Origin of the sequence: Sorangium sp. So ce1335, assembly GCF_051521615.1 — a bacterium.
GTDB lineage: Bacteria > Myxococcota_A > Polyangia > Polyangiales > Polyangiaceae > Sorangium.
The window spans coordinates 7,841,507-7,861,486 of sequence record NZ_CP150363.1; the positions used below are offsets into that span (position 1 = coordinate 7,841,507).

Consider the following 19,980-nt stretch of genomic DNA (forward strand, 5'->3'; position numbering starts at 1 on the left):
CACCCCAGGTCCCCCGGCTGCCACAGCGATTTACACCGATGCCATCCACCGTCCCAGTGGAATATTCCAGGAGAGCGAGGATGACTACACGATCCTCCGGAGTTGCCGTTATCTTCCCTTCTCGATGGAAGATTTTGCTCCGCAAACGCCAGAAACATCGCTGCTGCCGGACGGACGGGCGCATCCGGCGATACGCGTCGCACCTCCACCACCTTCGTCACACACAAGTACACAAAATCTTGGAATCAGGTTGTCATTGCGTGCGGCCTCACAACGGGGCGATGATGCCTCCACGACGCTCCCGGCCGGCGCTGGAGTCTTGGAGGCGCGATGCGACATCCCTTCCTGCGTCACTGGCTCCTGTGCAGCTTGCTCTTCGTCCTGACCGCCTGTGATCTAGGCAGGACCGAGCCGCGGCCGCTGCGCCTCACGACGGTCAAGTGGGTCGGGTTCATCCCCTTTTATGTCGCCAGAGACTTGCAGCTCTATCCCCCGCCCGGACTGGATATTATCCGGCTGAGCTCGGGCCTCGACGCCACGCACGCGTTCCTCCACAGGCGCGCGGACATGACCGCCGGCTCGTTGACCGAGGCGATCCGCTTCATCGATCAGGGTGCCGACCTCAAGATCATCCTCGTCACCGATCAGTCGAACGGCGCCGACGGCATCGTGGCGCGCCAGGGGATCTCCACCGTAGAGGACCTGAGGGGCAAGCGCATCGCGGTGGAGATCGGGACCGAGGCGCAGTACCTGCTGATCCGCGCGCTGTCGCTCCGCGCGCTCTCCGTCCATGACGTGAAGGTCGTCAGCATGCCACCCGAAGCATGCATCGCGGCGCTGGAGCAGGGCGAAGTGGACGCGGCGGCGCTCTGGGAACCCTTCCTGACGATCGCCCGCGAAAAGGGGATGCCGCTGCTCTTCTCGAGCAAGCAGCTCCCGGGGGAGATCTTCGATGTGGTCCTGGTGCAGCGTGACGCGGCGGAGACGAGGCGCGAGGAGATCACCGGCGTGCTCCAGGCCTGGCACAGGGCGGCGCAGGCGTTGAAGCAGCCGGACCGGAGAGGGGAGGCGCAGCGCTCAGCGCTGCGGTATCTCGGAACGAGCACGGAGTCGCTCTCGTCCAGCCTGGCGGGGGTCGAGATCACCGATCTGGAGCAGAACCGCCGGCTCCTCGATCGCGGCGGCCAGGAGGCCTCGCTCTGGAGAGCGTACGAGCTCACCGCCAGGTTCATGGTCGAGCACGGGCTGGTGAAGAGCCCGCCGCCGGACGCCGGCGTGGTCATCGATGCGCAACTCGTCGACCGCGCGCTCGCGGCGCGACCTTGATCCGATGAAGGGGGAACTCTCGGCAACGCCCCGCCCGGCGGGCCGGCCTTTGCGCTTCCGGCTCACGGTCAAGCTCGCCCTGAGCGTCGGAGCGCTCGTGCTCGTCCTTGCGTGCGTCGTCGCGATCCTGACGTTCCGGCAGGCGCGCCAGACCGCGCTCGGGGCGCTGGAGCGCGAGGGCGACGCGATCGCGGGCACGCTGAACTACACCTTCGTCGTGCTGCTCGACGGCGGCGACGTGTTCCACGCCCAGCGCATCGCCTCGAATGCCGCGTTCTTGCCGGGGGTGCGCAGCGTGCTCGTCGCGTCCCTCGATGGCAAGGTGATCGCCGGCAGCCATCTCAGCAGCGGAGACATGGTGGACTCTCCGCCGCTCCTCGAACTCCTGGAGAGAGGCGATCTCACGAGCCCGATCCACGAGCGCCGCGGCGACGAGCTCATCGTGACGTCCCCGCTCAACCGCGCGAGGCTCCCGAGCAGCGTGGAGGCAGGCATCTCCGGCGTGGTGCAGATCGTCCTCGACACGAGCGAGGCCGAGGCGCTCGCCTACAGCGTCGCGCTCAGGATGCTCGGCATCACCGTCGGCAGCGGCGTGATCCTCTGCGTGCTCACGGGCATCGTCCTGCAGCTCATCGTCGTTCGCCCCCTCTACCGGCTCGCCACCGCCGCAGAGCGCTTCCGCGCCGGGGATCGCGCCCAGCGGAGCAGGATCACGAGCCGGGACGAGATCGGCGTCGTGTCCGGAGCCTTCGACAACATGGCGCAGGAGGTCGAGGGGTTGGTGGCCGAGCTCATCGCCGCTCGGGACGCCGCCGACGCAGCGAGCAAGGCGAAGAGCGATTTCCTGGCCAGCATGAGCCACGAGCTCCGCACGCCGCTCAATGGCATCCTCGGGTACGCGCAGCTCCTCGAGCACGCGCCGGAGCTGGACGCGAGGACGCGGGACGGCCTGCGAGTCATCCGCAAATCAGGCGAGCACCTGCTGGCGCTCATCAACGACGTGCTCGATCTGAGCAAGATCGAAGCGGGCAAGATCGAGCTGCTGCCCGGCGAGGTGCGCTTCCCCGCGTTCATCGACACCGTGGTGGATCTGTGCCGCGTCCGCGCCGAGCAGAAGGGGATCTCGTTCGCGTACAGCTACCGCGGCCCCGCCCTCACGCTGCGCGCGGACGAGAAGCGCTTGATCCAGGTGCTCCTCAACGTGCTCGGCAATGCCATCAAGTTCACCTCGCAGGGGGGCGTCGCCCTCGACGTCCTCGTGCAGAGCGACGGCCCCGTGCCCTCGCAGGGCAGCTCACAGGTCTGGAGGGCGCGGTTCCGGATCACCGACACGGGGCCCGGAATCGCCCCTCAGCACCTCCCCAGGATCTTCGATCGCTTCGAGCAGGTCGGAGACGAGGCGGCGCGGGCGGAGGGGACCGGCCTCGGCCTCGCGATCACGAAGAGGATCGTCGAGCATTGGGGCGGGTCGATAGAGGTGGAGAGCGGGCCCGGGCGGGGCAGCGTCTTCACGGTGGCCTTACCGTTCGAGGAGCTGGCCCACGATGCTTCCACACGCGAGGCTTCGGCGTGGGGGGGCATCGCCGGATACAAGGGCGAGCGGCGCACGCTCCTCGTCGTCGACGACAACGCGGAGAACCGGGCGTTGCTGCGCGACGCGCTCGCGCCGCTCGGGTTCACCGTGCGCGAGGCGGAGAGCGGCGAGCAGGCCCTGGCCGTCGCCGCGGAGCACCTCCCGGACCTGATCATCATGGATCACGCGATGCCCTGCCTCGACGGCTTCGAGACGACGCGGCGGCTGCGCGAGCTGCCCGCGCTCCGCGGCGCCGTCGTCATCGGCTCTTCGGCGAGCGTGTCCGACGCGGACCGCCAGCGGGGCGTGGACTCCGGCTGCGACGACTTCTTGCCCAAGCCGGTCAAGATCAGCGCGTTGCTCGACAAGATCCAGTTCCACCTCGGCCTGGAGTGGGTCCCGGGCCGCGCCGGTCCCTCCCGCCCCGGCGCGCCAGACGCAGAGGCCGGGGAATCGTCGCTCCCATCGGCCGAGCAAATAGCGGCGCTGCGGGCGCTGCTCGGGAGAGGCCGCATCGAGGAGCTGCTCGCCGAGACGCGCGAGATGGAGCAGGCAGAACGTCGACTCGCTGGCTTCCTGGCGCAGGTGCGCGCGCTGGCCCAGGACTACAAGCTCCGGGAGCTGCGCGAAGCTCTGACGACGAACGACGCCGTGGCAGGAGACGACCGACCCTCATGAACGACGTACCGATGCAGAGGCGACCCGCGATGCAGCGTTCCGCACTCCATATCTCCGGGCGAGATCTGTGGCCCGCAGGACGACGCGGGCGCGAGCGACGCGCGATCGCCGCGGCCGAAGGAGCGCGCGCGTGAGAGAGCCGAGGCCGCGCGTGCTGATCGTCGACGACACACCCGCCAACCTGCGGGTGCTCGTCGACCACCTGCGTCGGGCCGGGATCGAGGTGCTCGCCGCGGACGACGGCGAGAGCGCGCTGGCGCTGCTCCTCCAGGAGGAGCCCGATCTGATCCTCCTCGACGTCATGATGCCGCACGTGAACGGATTCGAGGTCTGTCACCGGCTGAAGGCGAACCCGGCGACCCAGGACATTCCCGTCATCTTCATGACCGGCCTCACGGACACGACCGACAAGATCAAGGGCTTCGAGGTCGGTGGGGTCGATTATCTGACGAAGCCCATCCAGCACGAGGAGCTCCTGGCCCGCGTGACAACGCACCTGTCCCTGCGCGCCCTCCAGCGCGCGCTGCAGCGGGCCAACAGCGATCTCGAGCGCCGCGTCGCCGAACGGACCGCCGAGCTCGCGCGGCTCAACGAGGAGCTGCGCGCGACGAACCGGGCCTACAGCCGCTTCGTGCCGACCGAGATGCTCGGCCTCCTGGGCCGAAGCAGGGTGGTGGACCTCACGCTCGGGGACCACGTGCAGATCGACATGACCGTCCTGTTCTCCGACATGCGCGGCTTCGCCGCCCTGACGGAGAGCATGACGCCCGGCGAGGCGTTCTCCTTCACCAACGCCTACCTCGGCCGGCTCAGCCCGATCATCAGGCGCTGCGGCGGCTTCATCGACAAGTACATCGGGGACGCCATCATGGCGCTCTTCCCCGGAAAGGCGGACGACGCCGTGCGCGCGGCCGTCGCGATGCAGCACGCGCTGAGGGAGTTCAGCGAGGAGCGCCGGAGCGCGGGCCTATCGCCGATCAGCATGGGCATCGGCATCCACACGGGCAGCGTGATGCTGGGCACCATCGGCGAAGCAGAGCGCATGGAAGCCACGGTGATCTCCGACACGGTGAACCAGGCGTCGCGCCTGGAGAGGCTCGCCGTTCGGTACGGCGGCGCCATCGTCCTGAGCGAGCAGACGATGGCCGCGCTGGAAGCTCGGCAGGCCTACGGCCACCGCTTCCTCGACAGGGTGCGGCTCAAGGGCAAACGAGACCCCGTTTCCGTCGTCGAGGTGTTCGACGGCGACCCTCCGGAGACGATCCGTCGCAAGCAGGAGACCCGGCACCGCTTCGAGGAGGCGCTGTCCGATTACTACGGACGTAGGTTCGCCGAGGCCAACCTGGGCATCGCGCACGTGCTCCTGCAGAACCCAACCGATAAGGCTGCCCAGGTCTACCAGCAGCGCATCGCTCACCTCATGGCGCACGGTGAGCCCGCCGATTGGACCGGCATCGAGATCCTCACGGAGAAGTGAAGCGGACCTGCCCTCCGCGCGCGCGATGCAGGGCATGAAGAGGTTGCGCTCAGCAAAGCACATGGTATGCCAGACCACAAGCTGAGCTTGCTTCCAGGAGGGAGCCATGAGCCACGCATTCCATCTCGCCGCGCCCTCGTTCACGCAGAACCCCTATCCCGTCTATGCCGAGCTCCGGGAGAGGGCGCCGGTGTGTCAGGTCGAGCCGGGCGGCTTCTGGGCGGTGAGCCGCTATGACGATGTCGTCCATGTCCTCAAGCACCCGGAGCTGTTCTCGTCCGACACCTACGTGGCGAGGACGAGCACGCAGGACGAGCGCCTCCAGCGCGAGCCGCTGGCCGTCAGCGACGTGAACCTCCTCATGAGCGATCCGCCGGTCCACACGCGGGTGCGCCAGCTCGTCAGCGGCGCGTTCACGCCGAGGGCGATCGCGCGGCTCGAGCAGCGGGTGCGCGAGATCACGACCGAGCAGCTCGATCGCATCCTCGCGAAGGACACGTTCGACGTGATGGAGGACCTGGCCGTCCCGCTGCCGGTCACGGTCATCTCCGAGATGCTCGGCGTCGATCCGTCGCTCCGCGCCGAATTCAAGCGCTGGTCCGACGACACCGTGAGCGCGAGCATGGGCCGGCTGAGCGACGCGGAGGTCGAGCGCGTCCTCCGGGGCCGCCGCGAGATGCGCGCTTATTTCCACGAGATGATCGCGGAGCGGAAGCGGCAGCCGCGCGAGGATCTCATCAGCGATATCCTCCGCGGCGAGGTGGAGTACGGCGAGCTGAAGGGAGACGACGTGCTCGGCATGGTGGCCCTGCTGCTCATCGCCGGCAACGAGACGACGACAAACCTCATCGGCAATGGCACGCTCGCGCTCCTCGAGAACCCCGACGCCCTCCGCCGCCTCCGCGAGGACCCGTCGCTGATCCCGGGCTTCGTCGAGGAGGTCCTCCGCTACGAGGGCCCGGCGCAGTTCCTGATGCGGCGGGCGACCCAGGACGTGACCCTCTCGGGCGTCGCCATCCCGAAGGGCGCGATCGTCCTGCCGATCATCGCCTCCGCCAACCGGGATCCCGCGCAGTTCCCCGATCCGGACCGGTTCGACATCACCCGGGAGCAGCGCGGCAACGTGGGCTTCGGGTACGGCATCCACTTCTGCGTCGGCGCGCCGCTCTCGCGGCTCGAGGGCAAGATCGCCTTCGAGGAGATCTTCCGTCGACTGCCGCCCTTCTCGCGCGAGCCGGGGCCGGTCGTGTGGCGCGCGATGTTCAGCCTGCGCGGGCTGCAGAGCCTCCGCCTGCGCTTCGACGGGGCCGCCCGCGCCGCCTGAGGCGGCTCACATCGAGAAGCCGTCGCCCTGCGCCTCCGCAGGGGCGGCCTGGGCCTCCGCAGCCACGTCCGCAGGGACCTCGCCCTCCTGGAGCTCCTCCACCGCCTTCGCGTGCTCCGGGAGCTCCGGCAGCGACGAAGGATCGTAGTCCGGCGCGACCCAGAACACCTCGGGCGCGGGCTTGTACTCGCTCGTGTAGGTGCGCTCGCCGACCCGGCCGTCCTTGTACCGGAGCTTCACATACGACCTCACGTCGTATCCGCACGAGCCCTTCTGGTGGCGGCGCACCTTGCCTGGAGGCAGCTCGGATTTCACGTAGATGCGCCGGATGAAGTCGTCCGTGTGCTCGGCGTCGATCTGATGGACCACCTCCGCCACCGGGTCGCCGCCGAGGATCTCCACGCGCAGCACCGTGGGCGAGGGCAGGTACGCGTGGATCATGATCGGGAACGGGAGCGTGTTCCTGATCTTCAGGTCCGACTCCGGGTAGGTCACCATCGCGTCGAGCCCCATGGGGATGTAGGCGCTCGGTCGCGAATGGCTCTGGCGGTCCGGGGTCTCGAGCGCGCCGAAGAGCGACGCGGCGAAGAGCGTGCTGGAGACCTGGCACGTCCCCCCGCCGTAGCCGGGGACGGTCTCGTCGCCGAGGATCTCCGGGGCGATGGTGAACCCGTTCTTGCGGGTCCGCGGGCCGACATGGGCGTTGAACGAGAAGGTCTCGCCCGGGGCCAGGATGGTGCCGTCGATCTTCGACGCGGCGTTCCTTATGTTGCGGGCGCGCCCGGCCTCGTTCCCGTGCCGCTTGAACTTCGTCTCGTACGCCGCGACGAGCCGGGTGACGTCGACGCTCACCAGGTCGTCGACGACGACGGCCGGCGCGAGGATCTGGACCGCGAGCTCGACGCGCTCCTCTTCCTCGTAGCCGTCGCGGGCCGCGGCCTGCAGCGCCTTCAGCGACGCCTCGACATCGAGCGCGCGGCCGGCCTGCTCCTGGATCTTGCGCCGGTTCGCGAGGTCGAGGCGCGCGTCGCGGGGCACCCGGTAGATCCGGGGAGCGAGCCGCTCGAGCAGCGCGCGCGCCTTCTCCTCGTCGACCGACCAGACGAGCGGCACGTCGATCTCGCCGCGCCGCGCCCGCCGCGCCTCCCGGATCCGCCGCGCGAGGGGGCCCTCGTGACCCACGCGCTGCGCCGCGGCGAGCGTGGCGTCGACGTCGATCTCGACGCCCGCCTCGCCGAGGGTCGCGGTCAGCTCCGCGTCGTCGTGGCGGAACCGGACGAGCCGCGCGCGCAGCGCGTCGCGCCGCGCCGCGAGCCAGGCCGCCGGCGACGCGCCGTCCGGCACGAAGCGCTCGCCGATCGAGAGGCCGCGGACCACCGGGGACGCCGGCAGCGCGTCGCGCACCGCCAGGGCGGCGCCCACGCCCGCCGAGCCGCCGAGCGCCAAGACCAGAGCGAGAGCCCTCGTATCCACTGCAGCCCGGCATGGTAGCCGGATCGCGGACGGACTGGAAGATCGTTAGAGCGTCGCTCTACAAGGAGGGAGAGGAGAGGAAACGCAAAGGCGCAAAGACGCAAACACGCTAAAAAGAAGAGAAATATATCTGGGGGGTCCTTCGTATATTTCTGCGCTTTTTTGCGCCTTTGCGCCTTTGCGCCTTTGCGTTGAATCTCTCCTTACAAAAGGCCGCCAGGCAGCCTCAGCCGCCGCCCACGAAGTGAACGATCTCGATCACGTCGCCCTCGGCGAGCTCGGCCGCCGTGTGCTCGGCCCGCGGCACCACCTCGCCGTTGCGCTCCACAGCCACCGGCCCCTCGGTCAGCCCGAGCAGCTCGACGAGCCTCCGCACCGTCACCGCCGCAGGCACCTCGCGCGCTTCCCCGTTCACCGTGATGTTCATGTCCTCTTCACCTCGTGCGGCGCGGCGCCCGGCGCTCCGGCCGCCGCCTGCGCGGCGAGCGCCGCCCGGAAGCGCCGCGCGTTCTCCACATAGCTCGCCGCGCCCATCCTGCCGAGCTCGGCCTGGTCCGGCCGCACCTCGCCCAGCACCCGGGCCGGGTTGCCTCGCACGAGCGACCGCGGCGGGATCACCTTCCCCGGCGGCACCACAGCGCCCGCGGCGATCACCGAGCCCTCGCCGATCTCGACGTTGTCGAGGAGGATGCTGCCCATCCCGATCAGGCACCCGTCCCCGACGAGGCAGCCGTGAAGGATCGCGCCGTGCCCGATGGTCACGTCGGCGCCGATGAGGGTCTGCGACACGCCGCCGGTCAGGTGCAGGCACGCGAGGTCCTGCACGTTGGTCCGCGGGCCGACGCGGATCGCGCCGATGTCCCCGCGCAGCACCGCGCCGAACCACACGCTCGCCTCGTCGCCGAGCTCCACGTCGCCGATCACCGTCGCGTTGGGCGCCAGGAACACGTCGCGCCCGAGCCGCGGCGACAGGCCGTCCAGGTCGAGGACGAGCGCCACGTCAGCCCCCCTCGGCCGCGACGACCGGCAGCGACCGCCGCGCCGGCTCCGCGCCGCGCTGCCGCGGCCGCGCGGCGGCGCGCGCCGCCTCGGTCAGCTCGGCCTGGAGCGAGTGCTTGTTCGCCCGCGCGATCGAGACCTCGACGACCTCGCCGAGCAGGTCGAGCTCCCCCGCCCCCTCGATGTGCGCGATCTCGTGGCGCCCCGTCCGGCCGGACCAGAGCGCCCCGCCCGCGCCGCGCTCGCCCCCCGCGCCGCGCTCCTTGTCGCGCCCCTCGACGAGCACCTCCTGGGTCGTCCCGACCAGGCCCGAGAGGTGGGCGGCGAGCAGCGCCTCGCTCTCCTCGAACAGGCGCGCGAGCCGCTCGCCCTTCACCGCCTCGGGCACGTCGTCCGGCAGCTTCAGCGCGGGGGTGTGCGGGCGGCGCGAGTACTTGAAGCCGAACAGCCCCTTGAACCCCACCTCGCGCACGAGCGACAGCGTCGCCGCGAAGTCGTCCTCCGTCTCGCCAGGGAAGCCGACGATGATGTCGGTCGAGAGCGTCAGCCCCGGGACGGCCTCCACGAGCGCCCGGGTCCTCGCGACGTACTCGGCGCGCGTGTAGCGGCGGATCATCCGCCGGAGCACGCGGTCGCTGCCCGACTGCACCGGCATGTGCACGTGGCGCGGCAGCACGGCGAGCTCGGCGTGCGCGAGGACGAGCGACGGCGTGAGGTGCCGCGGGTGCGGGCTCGTGTAGCGCAGGCGCGCGAGGCCGGGGACGTCGGCCGCGACGCGCCGGAGCAGCGCCGCGAACTCGCTCTCGTCCGGGTCGTCCGCGCTCGCGCCCGGGGCCCGCGGCAGCGCGCCGAGCGGGTCGCGGTAGCTGTTCACCGTCTGGCCGAGGAGCGTGACCTCGCGCGTCCCCGCGGCCACGAGGGCCGCGATCTCGCCGACGATCTCGTCGCTCGACCGGTACCGCTCCGGCCCGCGGGTGTACGGGACGATGCAGAACGAGCAGCGCTCGTCGCAGCCCTTCATGATCGTGACGAACGCCGTCGGCGCGCCGCGCGACGAGGAGGGCGGCGGCGACGCCACGAGGAACCGCGGCGCGTCGAGGTCGAACACCGTGCGCGCGACCGGCAGGCCGCCGAGCGCGAGGTCGCCGAGCAGGCCCGGCAGCTCCGGGATGTTGTCGGGCCCCACCACGACGTCGATCGCCCGCATCTGCTTGAGGAGGCGCTCCCCCTCCTGCTGGGCCACGCACCCCGCCACGACGACGACCCGGTCGGCGCGCTCCCGCTTCCAGCGCGCGAGCCGCCCCACCTCGCTCCGCAGCTTCTGCTCGGCCTTCTCGCGCACGCTGCACGTGTTCAGCACGAGCACGTCCGCCTCCTCCGGGGCGCCGGCCTCCGTGTAGCCGGCGCGGCGGAGCACGTCGTGCATCCGCTCGGAGTCGTGCACGTTCATCTGACAGCCGAACGTCGTGATCGAATACCGGGGCATCGAAGCGATGCACCCTCTAACAGAAGGGGCCCGGGGCCGCCACCTCGCCCGCCGCGCCGGACGAGCCCGCGGCGCGGGCCCACCGGCCCCGCGCCGCGGGCTCACCCGCCCCGCGCCACGCGCCCCGCCCACCCCCGCCCGACTGGCGGCGCGCGGGGAGGCGGCGCACGGCCGGGGCAGTTCGCCCAGCCTCCACGTCCTCCCCGCGGCGCCTCCCGCGACGCATCCCGCGAGGACCACGCGCCCCGCGCGCCGGGCGAGCGGAGAAAAGCGCGCAGGGATGTCGCGGTGGCGTGATAACAATCGATGTGGGAGGAGGCCCGATGCCCAAGCTGGAGAACCTGGTACAACTGCTCGATCGCTCACTGAACCTGTATGGCCCGCGGCCGCTGTTCGGCACGAAGGCCGACGGCAACTGGGGCTGGATCACGTATGCGGAGTTCGGGCAGCTCGTCGCCAGGTTCCGCGGCGGCCTTGCGTCGCTCGGGATCCAGCGGGGCGACCGGCTGGCCCTCATCTCGAACAACCGTGTCGAGTGGGCGGTCGCGGCCTATGCCTGCTTCAGCATGGGCGTCGCGGTCGTGCCCATGTACGAGGCGCAGCTCCCGGCCGAGTGGGCGTTCATCATCAACGACTGCGAGGCCGTGGCCGTGCTCGTGGCCACGCAGCAGATCTACGACAAGTGCCGAGATCTCCCCGAGAAGGCGCCCTCGCTGAAGCACATCGTCTGTCTGTTCGAGCCGCCGGGCGCGGGCGGCGCGCCCGGCGCGCAGACCACCTCGTACGCGGCGCTGCTCGCCGCGGGCGAGGAGAGCCCGGCCCCGGCCATCGAGCCGACCGCCGCGGACACGGCGTGCCTCATCTACACCTCGGGCACGACGGGCAACCCCAAGGGGGTGATCCTCTCGCACGGCAACATCGCCTCCAACGTCTGCGCGGTGCTCGATCTCATCCCGTTCGGCAGCGCGGATCGGAGCCTGTCGTTCCTCCCGTGGACGCACTCCTTCGGCCACACCGCCGAGCTCCACGTGATGATCACGGTGGGCGGGTCGATGGCGCTCAGCGAGTCGGTCGACAAGATCGTCGCGAACCTCGCCGAGGTGCACCCCACCGTGCTGATGAGCGTCCCGCGCATCTTCTGCCGCATCTACGAGGGCGTGCAGAAGCAGATGGCGGACAAACCCGCGATCATCCAGGCCGTGTTCCGCGCCGGGCTGCGCGCCGCGACGAAGCAGAGCAGGGGCGAGCCGCTCGGCCTCGTCGAGCGGCTCACGCTGGCGGTCGCGGACCGGGTCATCTTCTCGAAGATCCGCGACAAGTTCGGCGGCAAGCTGAAATATGCGATCAGCGGCGGGGCGGCGCTCGCCCACGAGGTGGCCGAGTTCGTCGACGCGCTCGGCATCACCGTCTACGAGGGATACGGCCTCACGGAGACGTCGCCCGTCGTCGCGGTGAACTACCCCGGAGCCCGCCGCCTCGGCACGGTGGGCAAGCCGATCCCGGGCGTGAGGGTCGTCATCGATCGACCGGCGTCGGCGTCGGACAACCACGATTCGACGAGCGGCGCGCGGCAGGGCGAGATCGTCGTGTACGGCCCGAACGTCATGGTGGGCTATCACAAGCGCGACGAGGACAACAAGGCTGTCATGACGGAGGACGGCGGCTTCCGCACCGGCGATCTCGGCTACCTCGACGACGACGGCTATCTCCACATCACGGGCCGCATCAAGGAGCAGTACAAGCTGGAGAACGGCAAGTACGTCGCGCCGGGGCCAATCGAGGAGAAGATCAAGCTGTCTCCGCTGATCAGCAACGCGATGGTCCACGGCGACAACCGCCTCTTCAACGTGGCGCTGGTCGTGCCCGAGATGACGGCGCTCGCCGAGTGGGCGCGGGGCGAGGGGCTCACGTTCGACGCGCCCGCCGCGATGCTGAAGCACCCGCGGGTCGTCGCGCGCATGCAGGAGGAGGTCGACAGGTGCTCGTCCGGCGTGAAGGGGTTCGAGAAGATCAAGAAGATCGCCCTCGTCGACGAGGACTTCACCGCCGAGAACGGGATGCTCACGCCGACGTTGAAGCTGAAGCGGCGCGTCGTGCTCGAGAAGTATGGGCCCGTCCTCGACGCGCTCTACAGCGGCGCCGCGAAGGCCGGCCCGCGCGAGGCCGCGCCGCCCGGCTGAGCGCCCCGGCGGCCGCCGCCCGGCCGCCGCCCGATTCCGCGCGTTTCCTGCCCCGGGGCGCGCGCCCTTCCCCTCGCGGCGTACGTTGGCGTACGCTGGGCGCCGCGTCGACGCGGCGCCGGCGAGCGCCGGGTCGACGATGCGCCGGCAGGCGCCGGATCGACCGACGGGAGCGGGCGGCATGATGACGACAGGCACGCAGAGGCGGACGCTGTATCCCGAGATCGAGCCGTACCGCGCCGGCAGGCTCCGCGTCTCGGACGTTCACGAGATCTATTTCGAGGAGTCGGGCAATCCGCGCGGCAAGCCGGTGATCTTCGTGCACGGCGGCCCCGGGGGCGGCACGGAGCCGAAGCAGCGGCGCTTCTTCGACCCGGCCGCCTACCGGATCGTGCTCTTCGACCAGCGGGGCTGCGGCAAGAGCACGCCCTACGCGTGCCTGGAGGAGAACACGACCTGGCACCTCGTCGCGGACATGGAGGCGCTCCGCGAGCACCTCGAGATCGCGCGGTGGCAGGTGTTCGGCGGCTCGTGGGGGAGCACGCTGTCGCTGGCCTACGCCGAGCGGCACCCGGAGCGGGTGACAGAGCTCGTGCTGCGGGGGATCTTCCTCCTGCGCAAGCAGGAGCTCGACTGGTTCTATCAGCGGGGCGCGAGCGCCATCTTCCCGGACGCGTGGGAGGAGTACCTCACGTTCATCCCCGAGGCCGAGCGGGCCGACCTGCTCACCGCATACCACCGGCGGCTCACGAGCCCCGACCCCGAGGTGCAGCGCCGGGCGGCGCGCGCCTGGAGCGTCTGGGAGGGGCGGACGAGCTGCCTGTTCACGAACCCCGAGCTCGTCGCGAAGACCTCGGCAAACGACTTCGCGCTCGCGTTCGCCCGGATCGAGTGCCACTATTTCATGAACAAGGGGTTCTTCACGACAGAGACTCAGCTCCTCGACGACGTGCACCGGATCCGCCAACTCCCGACCGTCATCGTCCAGGGCCGCTATGATGTCGTCTGTCCGGCGGAGAGCGCGTGGGCGCTGCACCGCGCGTTCCCCGAGGCCGACCTGCGCATCGTGGCGGACGCGGGGCACTCGGCGATGGAGCCGGGCATCCTGCACGAGCTGGTCGAGGCGACCGACCGCTTCCGTTGAGGCGCGCGAGCGGCGCGGGCCGTCTGCGCCGGCCGACGCGGGAAGGCGACGCGGGAGGAGCGGCGCCGCGGCGCCGCGCGCGCAGCAGCCCCGCGCGGCGGGCGGCTGTATCGGGGCGCACGATCACCGCCGCTGCGCGTCGCTCCCTCCATGTCACGGGTCATGGCCGAGATCGGTGAGCTGCGGTCAGTACACCGAACACCGTATTTCGCCGTCAACAAACCTCCTGAGCGATTCTCGCGGCTCTCGTTCTCACGGGATCCGGGGCGTCAACGACGTTGATGAGCCTGCCTTGCCGCGTGCAATCCGGTCGAATCGCGCGGGTCTGGGCTCTCTGGCCGCTTGCGCCGAGGGGGGTCGGTCTCTAACGTAGACAAAAGGAAGGGTTGATTCCCTGTGGAGGCTTATGGCAAACAAGGCAGCACGGAAGACATGGATCCTGGTCTCCGACGCAAGCCGTGCCCAGCTCTATCGTGAAGAGCCTGCGGGCAAGGGCTTTACCCTGCTCGAGTCCTACAGTCATGACGAGAGCCGGGCGCGCGTGCGGGATCTGATGGCCGACGCGCACGGCCGGAAGCCGAACGGCACCCCCGGTGGGAACGGCAACATCACCAGCGGCGGGGGCGGCGTGTACCTGGGTCGCCCGGGCGCCGCGCCCGACACCGATCCAAAGGAGGTCGAGAAGCAGAAGTTCGCTCAGGAGCTCGCGGAGGTGCTGGAGAAGGGCCTGAACGAGCACGCGTACGAGTCGCTGGTGCTCATCGCTCCGCCCCACTTCCTCGGCCTGCTCCGCGGGACGGTGAGCAAGCAGGTCGGCAACCACATCGAGTCGACCGTCGACAAGGACCTGAGCTGGCTGGACGGCCCCCGGCTCACCGAGCGCCTGCGCGAGCTGCGGGCGTAGCGACGCTGTCCTCCGGCGCCGCCTCGAAGGTGTAGGCGACGCCGAGCCCCACGACGTTCGCGCGGGCGCTGTAGGCGCCGCCGTTGATGAAGCTCGGGTTCTCCGGCGGGTTGGCCCGCACCGGGCTCACCTGCGGCACCCGCGCGTCCGCCGGATCGACCTTCACACCCGCGGCGAACACGTGCGCGTAGCTCGCGTCGAGGCGCCACCGGCCGAGGTGGACGCCGAGGCCCGCGGCGGCGGTCACCTTCGTCGCGTCGATCGTGAGGACCGTGAGGTACTCGGGCGGGACGGCCGACTCCTCGAAGCTCGCGCCGGCGCGCAGATCCCACCGGCGACCCGCGAGCTCGACCGAGTACTCGCCGCCGAGCCGCGCGGAGAACGAGGCCTCGAAGCGCCGGGGGAACTCGACCGCAGGTACGCGGAACTCCTCGGGAAAACCGACGACGCCGCGGAGCACGAGCCCGTCGGGCTCGACGAGGATGTCGTCGTGCATGCCCCAGCCCTCGAGGCCAAGGCCGAGCTCCACGCGCAGGGCATCGAGGGGTCGCGCCTCCACGCCGGCGCGGAGGATCCACGGCAGATCGAACGAGACGTCGGCGTCCTCGCCCTCCTGGACGGCGCGCTCGAAGACCGGCGTCGCGGGGAGCCGCGCCCTGACGGCGGCCGGCGCGCGCACCCAGACGGGGAGCTGGAGGGCGAGGCCGACGCGCCACTGCGGGGTCGGGATGAAGAGCGCCCCGAGCTGGCCGGTCGGCGCCACGATGGGCCCGACCGAGAGCTCGGAATGGATGTCCCACTCCGGGTCCTCGGGCGCGCAGAACATCCGCTCCGGGACGCACCCGGACACGACCATCCTGCTGTTGAACGTGCCCACCAGCGCGCCGACCGAGGCGCCGAGCCGCCACTCGGGCGACGGCGCGAACGCCGCGCCGGCCCCGAGGAACGCGAGCGCCGAGCCATCCATCGTGAACAGCGCGTAGCGCTGCGGCGCCGGCGCGCCGTTCACCTGCTCCGGGTAGCTGGCGATGGCCGCGTACGGCGCCCACACCCCGCCCCAGACGACCCACCGCGGGTCGACCTTGAACGACGCCGCGAGCGTGGGGATCGGCAGCACCGGCGCGGTGCCGGTCACGGGCTCCATCGTCTGCACGAAGCTCGCGCCCGTCGGCTCGCCGGTGTTCGGATCGACCTGCCGCACGATCGCCTGGCGCGTGTGCTCGCTGCGCCACTCGAACAGCCCGGCGTCGATCAGGATCTGGGTGCCGGCCTCGTAGACGCCCGCGGGGTTGTAGGCGATCGCCCCGAGGTCGTCGCCGCCGGCGATGTACGCCCCGCCGCGGGACGACGGGCGCACGCCGCGATCGGTGAAGTACAGCCCGGCCGCGCCCGCGTCGGCCGCGGGCAGGACGAGCGCCCCGGCGGCCGCCGCCGCGAGGATCGCCGCGCGCATCATGGGCGTCTCCACGGGGCTCACTCGCGGGGCCGCTTCGTGAGGATGGCGTAGATCTGCTCGAGCCCGCGCGTCTCATCGAGCAGGAAGTCCCGCGCCGAGAGGAACACCTGCCGGTAGTCCTCCGCCGAGAGCGGCTCGGCGCTCTCCGCGTCGACGCGGTTCACGTCGGCGATCGCCTCCACGAACACCTGGATCGGCGCGCGCCCGTCCGCCATGGGCGTCACGAGCGCCGGGAGCACGTGGTCCATCGCGTGGTACCGGTCGTACCGGTCGTCGTGGAGCGCCTTGAGCGCCTTGAGCCCGGCGTCGGCCGCGCCCGGGCCACCTTCGTCCCCGGCGGGGCTCAGCGCCACGGCCGCCGTCCGGAGGAGCGGCGCGAGCACGTCGTCGCTGGCGAGGAGCTGCGCCCCGTCCACCACCGTCGCGAGCAGCGCGTGGAACGCGTCGCCGTCCCCGTCGAGCATCGCGGTGAGGAACCGCTCTACCTCCCGCCGCGCCGGCTCGTGGGCGCGGATCGACTCCATGACGTCGGCGAGGGCCGCGAAGAGCGGGTGGCTCACCAGGTCGACCACCTTGGCGCCGAGCTCCTTCTGCGCCCAGGCGCACCGCCCGGTCGTCTCCCGATCCGGGCACCGCGCGTTCAGCTGCTCGCGGAGCGCGCGCAGCGCCACGGCGCCCATCTGCGGGAGCGCGCGGTTCTTGAACCGCGCCTCCGGCCCCGACCCCTCGACGGCGAGCAGCGCGTCGACGAGCTCGCCCGTGGCGCGCTCCCACTGCGCCTTTCGCACCGCGGCGTCCGGCGCGCTGCTCTCCTCGAAGCGGGCGTCGACGCGGTTCAGGGCGTCGGCGAGCAGGGTGAAGGCGGTGAGCTGCTCCTGCGTCCGGCCGTCGGCCCACGTGGCCGTCTTCTTCCCCCACCGGTCGACCATGCCCACGCCGGCCGCGTGGCGGGTGCTGAAGAGGACCCGCGCGAGCTTCTCGATCGCCTGCGCCTTCGTCCAGGCCTGGCCGGCCCGCGGGCCGCGCTGCACCGTCACCGGGGCGGCCGGGTCGATCGCCATCTTCGCGAACGCGACCGACGACGCGAGCACATCCTCGGCCCGGAGCGCGTCGGCGAGGAGCGGCTCGTACGTGTTGGCCCCCGCCTCGGAGCAGTACGCCGTGTTCGTCGCCGGCGAGCCCGCCTTGATGCACTCCGGCCCGTGATCCTTGCCCGGCCAGTGCCGGTACGCCGTGCTGAAGAGATCGATCAGGATCTCCTCGCCGGTATCGTCCGGGCCGACCTCGGCGAACGCCTCCACGATGGGGCTCAGGTACGCGCCGAGCCCGAGCCGCTCGATGAGGAAGGTCGTCCCCGGGTGGCGCACCCGGATCAGGTTCTCCGGGGTGCTGCACTCGTTCACGCCGAGCGCGTTCTTCGGGCAATGGATCGTGCCGGCCGGCTCGAGCGACCCCGAGATGAACTGGTTCGTCGTCTCGTTCGCCAGGTCCCGCAGCGGATCGAGGTCGAGCAGGCCCGGGTACCGCTCCGAGTCCGCGCCGAAGTAGATGAGCCGGCTCAGCGCGGCCGGCGTCGGGTGGCCCGTCAGGCCGGTGATGCCGCTCGCCGACTCGAGGATCGCGTCGGTCACGACGAGCGCGAGGGCCGAGGGCTTCACCGCGAGCTCGGCCCGCTTCGGGTGCCCCTCGGGGAGCAGCGAGTCCAGGTAGAAGGCCGCCAGGTTGTCGATCTGGAACAGCTCGCACTCGGCGTACTCGACGAAGGGCACCGTCAGGCCGAAGACGGTCACGACGGCGCCCTCCTTGTTGCACTGCCGGACGCCGGCGGTGTCGTGCATGAGGTGCATCAGCCGCTCCATGTTCGAGCGGTTGTCGCCGGCCCTCGGCTTCGTCGGATCGACAGGGGTCCGCGGGTCGGCCGTCGACGGCGCCCCGACGGTGAGGTTGATGGCCGGGCCGTTCAGGTCGCTCGGGTTGTACGCGTACAGGTCGCGGGTCGTGAGCATCGCCGCGACGGCCTCCCCCGCGTGGCGCGCGCCGCCGTGCTGGGCGAGGAGCGCGTCGCTCGCGAGCGCCTCGAGCAGGCGCGCCACGAGCCCCGGCTGCTCGACGGCCCTGTCGAGCACCGCGGCCAGCTCGTCCCCGAGCGGCGCACCGCCCGCGATCTGCGCGACAGGCTCCTTGCCCTCGGCGGCCAGCCGGTCGTGCTCGCGGGCGACGTCGCGGATGCGCAGCGCAGCGCCGGTCATCCGGGCGAGCTCCGCCTCGTGGTTCTCGAGCAGATCGATCAGCGTGACGAGCAGGGCGTCCGAGTCCCTGTCCGCGAGCACCTGGCCGACGGCGTGCGCCAGGTCGGCGAGCGGCGAGTCCTCCCCGCGGAAGCGGCGGTAGCCGAGGCAGCCGTCGCAGGTCGCGTCCGGCGGCAGCACCTTGTCGCGCCGGAAATCGTACCGGGCCTCCTCGCGGTCGCCGTAGAGCAGGTACGAGCCGGCGAGGGCGTACATGAGCCCCTCGTGCTCGGTCCTCCACGGCTCGGGGTCGCCGTCGCCCGCGTAGCGCGTCGCGTCGACGAGCGGCACGATCGAGCGCAGCGCCGCGGCGGCGAGCGTGCGGGAGGTGTCGATGTACGCGTAGCGCTCGGGCGACGGCCGACCGAATCGGTCGGGCTCCTGCGACGGGGCGACGCCGGGGACCCAGAACGGTGTGTCGAGGGATAACGAAGCGCCGGACGCATCGACGAAGCGGCCGAACGCGTCGACGTCGGCGAGGCCGTCGCCGTCCTCGTCGGCGAACGGCGCCGGGACGCCCTCGCCCGCGGGCAGCGCGACCCCGCGCCGATCGCGGCGCGCGATGTAGCGCGGCGGCGCCGCGTCGCGCGCGGCGAACCGCGGGTGCTCCGCGAGCGCGACGGCGCCCGCGAGCTCCGCCAGGGTGCGCGGCCGGCTCGGCTGCGCGCTGGCCTCGTCGATCTCGAGCGGCTCCTCGCGGGAGGTCGTCGGCTCCAGCGCGAGCAGCTCGCCCTTTCCGGCGGCGAGGAGCGCCTGGAGCGCCGCCTCGCCCGCCCCGCCGGGCCCGAGGACGTCGAGCGACGCCCGCGTCATCGCGCGGAGCCCCGGGTACTCGAGCGCCGCGCGCGCCGCGCCGAGCGCCACGCCCGCCGGCCGGTACCCCTTCCGCTCCCCGATCTGCGCGAGCTTGCCCGAGGCCTCCTCGCTGCCAGCGAACGCCTCGGCGAGCCGCCCCATCCCCCGCGTCGACGCCGGCAGGACCGCTTCAGCGTCCGGGCTCGGCTCGAACGGGTTCGTCTCGTAGAGCGGCGTGATCGTCTGCGACAGGCTCAGGACCGCGTCGTGCAGCCGGATCTTCCCGCCCCCCTCCCCCGCCGCGACGTTGTCGATCTCGACGTCCGGCACCGCGGCGTTGACCGCGCGCACGAGGTCGCCGCGCCACCGCGCCATCGTCTCGACCTTGGCCACGCCGAGCCGGCGCGCCCGCTCCGCCTTCTCGCCGGACACGGGCGGCAGCAGCGCCACGTCGACCCTGTCCTCGTAGCGCCCCTCGCTGTCGTGGTGGCAGACGCGCTGATACGAGGCGCCCGTGTGGTCCTCGTGCAGGCTCGACGCGCCCACGCGGTCGCAGAGCACGCCGAAGACGTCGTCGCCGAGCGTCGCCTTGGGGGGCGCCACCCGCCGCGTGTCGAGCGGCTCATGACACGAGGCCGCCACCGCCCCGGCCGCGGCGAGCGCCGCCAGCCGAAACACCCCCGCGGCCGAGAAACGCAGCGTTCGCCTGCGCATGACGAAACCTCCCCAGGACACCTCCAAGGTAGACGATTCCGCTCCAGGTGCGTAGGTGCTTCGCGCCCCCGGGTGGGCGGGACCATGGCGTGGCGCACATTCTCCATGTTCACTGCACGGCGGCGGGGACGGCCGCGGGCCTGACGGTGGTAGGCTGCGGGGC

General features: G+C 71.4%; 13 protein-coding genes. 7 read left to right on the plus strand and 6 right to left on the minus strand.

All coding sequences use genetic code 11. The annotated features are described in order from the left end of the window. Positions 1 to 330 precede the first annotated feature (330 nt). The 4 genes from WMF24_RS28865 to WMF24_RS28880 all read left to right on the plus strand — a co-directional run bounded on the left by WMF24_RS28865 (position 331) and on the right by WMF24_RS28880 (position 6,378). Positions 331 to 1,326 carry an ABC transporter substrate-binding protein gene (locus WMF24_RS28865; RefSeq protein WP_437730628.1) on the plus strand — a complete coding sequence of 332 codons (996 nt, stop codon included), beginning with the start codon at positions 331 to 333 and terminating at the stop codon, positions 1,324 to 1,326. Positions 1,327 to 1,330: 4 nt separating this feature from the next. Then, positions 1,331 to 3,577 carry an ATP-binding protein gene (locus WMF24_RS28870; protein WP_437730629.1) on the plus strand — a complete coding sequence of 749 codons (2,247 nt, stop codon included), beginning with the start codon at positions 1,331 to 1,333 and terminating at the stop codon, positions 3,575 to 3,577. 130 nt (positions 3,578 to 3,707) lie between these two features. Then, positions 3,708 to 5,054 carry a response regulator gene (locus tag WMF24_RS28875; protein WP_437730630.1) on the plus strand — a complete coding sequence of 449 codons (1,347 nt, stop codon included), beginning with the start codon at positions 3,708 to 3,710 and terminating at the stop codon, positions 5,052 to 5,054. Between the two features lie 106 nt (positions 5,055 to 5,160). Then, entirely contained in the window at positions 5,161 to 6,378 is a 1,218-nt protein-coding gene (locus WMF24_RS28880) for a cytochrome P450 (protein WP_437730631.1), read from the plus strand. A gap of 6 nt (positions 6,379 to 6,384) precedes the next feature. Here the strand turns inward: WMF24_RS28880 and WMF24_RS28885 are convergent, their stop codons facing one another. The 4 genes from WMF24_RS28885 to miaB all read right to left on the minus strand — a co-directional run bounded on the left by WMF24_RS28885 (position 6,385) and on the right by miaB (position 10,336). Then, positions 6,385 to 7,824 (minus strand): VanW family protein, encoded by a 1,440-nt coding sequence (locus WMF24_RS28885; RefSeq protein ID WP_437730632.1) that lies wholly within the window; start codon positions 7,822 to 7,824, stop codon positions 6,385 to 6,387. 253 nt (positions 7,825 to 8,077) lie between these two features. Further along, positions 8,078 to 8,278 (minus strand): sulfur carrier protein ThiS, encoded by a 201-nt coding sequence (gene thiS, locus WMF24_RS28890; RefSeq protein ID WP_433927330.1) that lies wholly within the window; start codon positions 8,276 to 8,278, stop codon positions 8,078 to 8,080. Next, positions 8,275 to 8,850, minus strand: a complete 576-nt coding sequence (locus WMF24_RS28895; RefSeq protein WP_437730633.1) for a gamma carbonic anhydrase family protein — start codon at positions 8,848 to 8,850, stop codon at positions 8,275 to 8,277. Before WMF24_RS28895 ends, thiS begins: the two co-directional genes overlap by 4 nt. Before the next feature lies 1 nt (position 8,851). Continuing rightward, positions 8,852 to 10,336 carry a tRNA (N6-isopentenyl adenosine(37)-C2)-methylthiotransferase MiaB gene (gene miaB, locus WMF24_RS28900; protein WP_437730634.1) on the minus strand — a complete coding sequence of 495 codons (1,485 nt, stop codon included), beginning with the start codon at positions 10,334 to 10,336 and terminating at the stop codon, positions 8,852 to 8,854. 323 nt (positions 10,337 to 10,659) lie between these two features. Here miaB and WMF24_RS28905 point away from each other — a divergent pair, with 323 nt between their 5' ends. The 3 genes from WMF24_RS28905 to WMF24_RS28915 all read left to right on the plus strand — a co-directional run bounded on the left by WMF24_RS28905 (position 10,660) and on the right by WMF24_RS28915 (position 14,564). Next, the gene (locus WMF24_RS28905; RefSeq protein WP_437730635.1) at positions 10,660 to 12,516 is read left to right on the plus strand and encodes an AMP-dependent synthetase/ligase; all 1,857 of its coding nucleotides are present in this window, start codon (positions 10,660 to 10,662) and stop codon (positions 12,514 to 12,516) included. 181 nt (positions 12,517 to 12,697) lie between these two features. Further along, positions 12,698 to 13,660 carry a prolyl aminopeptidase gene (pip, locus tag WMF24_RS28910; protein ID WP_437730636.1) on the plus strand — a complete coding sequence of 321 codons (963 nt, stop codon included), beginning with the start codon at positions 12,698 to 12,700 and terminating at the stop codon, positions 13,658 to 13,660. A 406-nt stretch (positions 13,661 to 14,066) separates the two neighbouring features. Then, positions 14,067 to 14,564 (plus strand): host attachment protein, encoded by a 498-nt coding sequence (locus WMF24_RS28915; RefSeq protein ID WP_437730637.1) that lies wholly within the window; start codon positions 14,067 to 14,069, stop codon positions 14,562 to 14,564. Here the strand turns inward: WMF24_RS28915 and WMF24_RS28920 are convergent. Further along, complete coding sequence (locus tag WMF24_RS28920; RefSeq protein WP_437730638.1) at positions 14,533 to 16,020, minus strand: OmpP1/FadL family transporter; 1,488 nt, start codon at positions 16,018 to 16,020, stop codon at positions 14,533 to 14,535. The genes WMF24_RS28915 and WMF24_RS28920 overlap by 32 nt on opposite strands. A gap of 17 nt (positions 16,021 to 16,037) precedes the next feature. Beyond that, positions 16,038 to 19,817, minus strand: a complete 3,780-nt coding sequence (locus WMF24_RS28925; RefSeq protein WP_437730639.1) for a hypothetical protein — start codon at positions 19,815 to 19,817, stop codon at positions 16,038 to 16,040. Between the last annotated feature and the right edge of the window lie 163 nt (positions 19,818 to 19,980).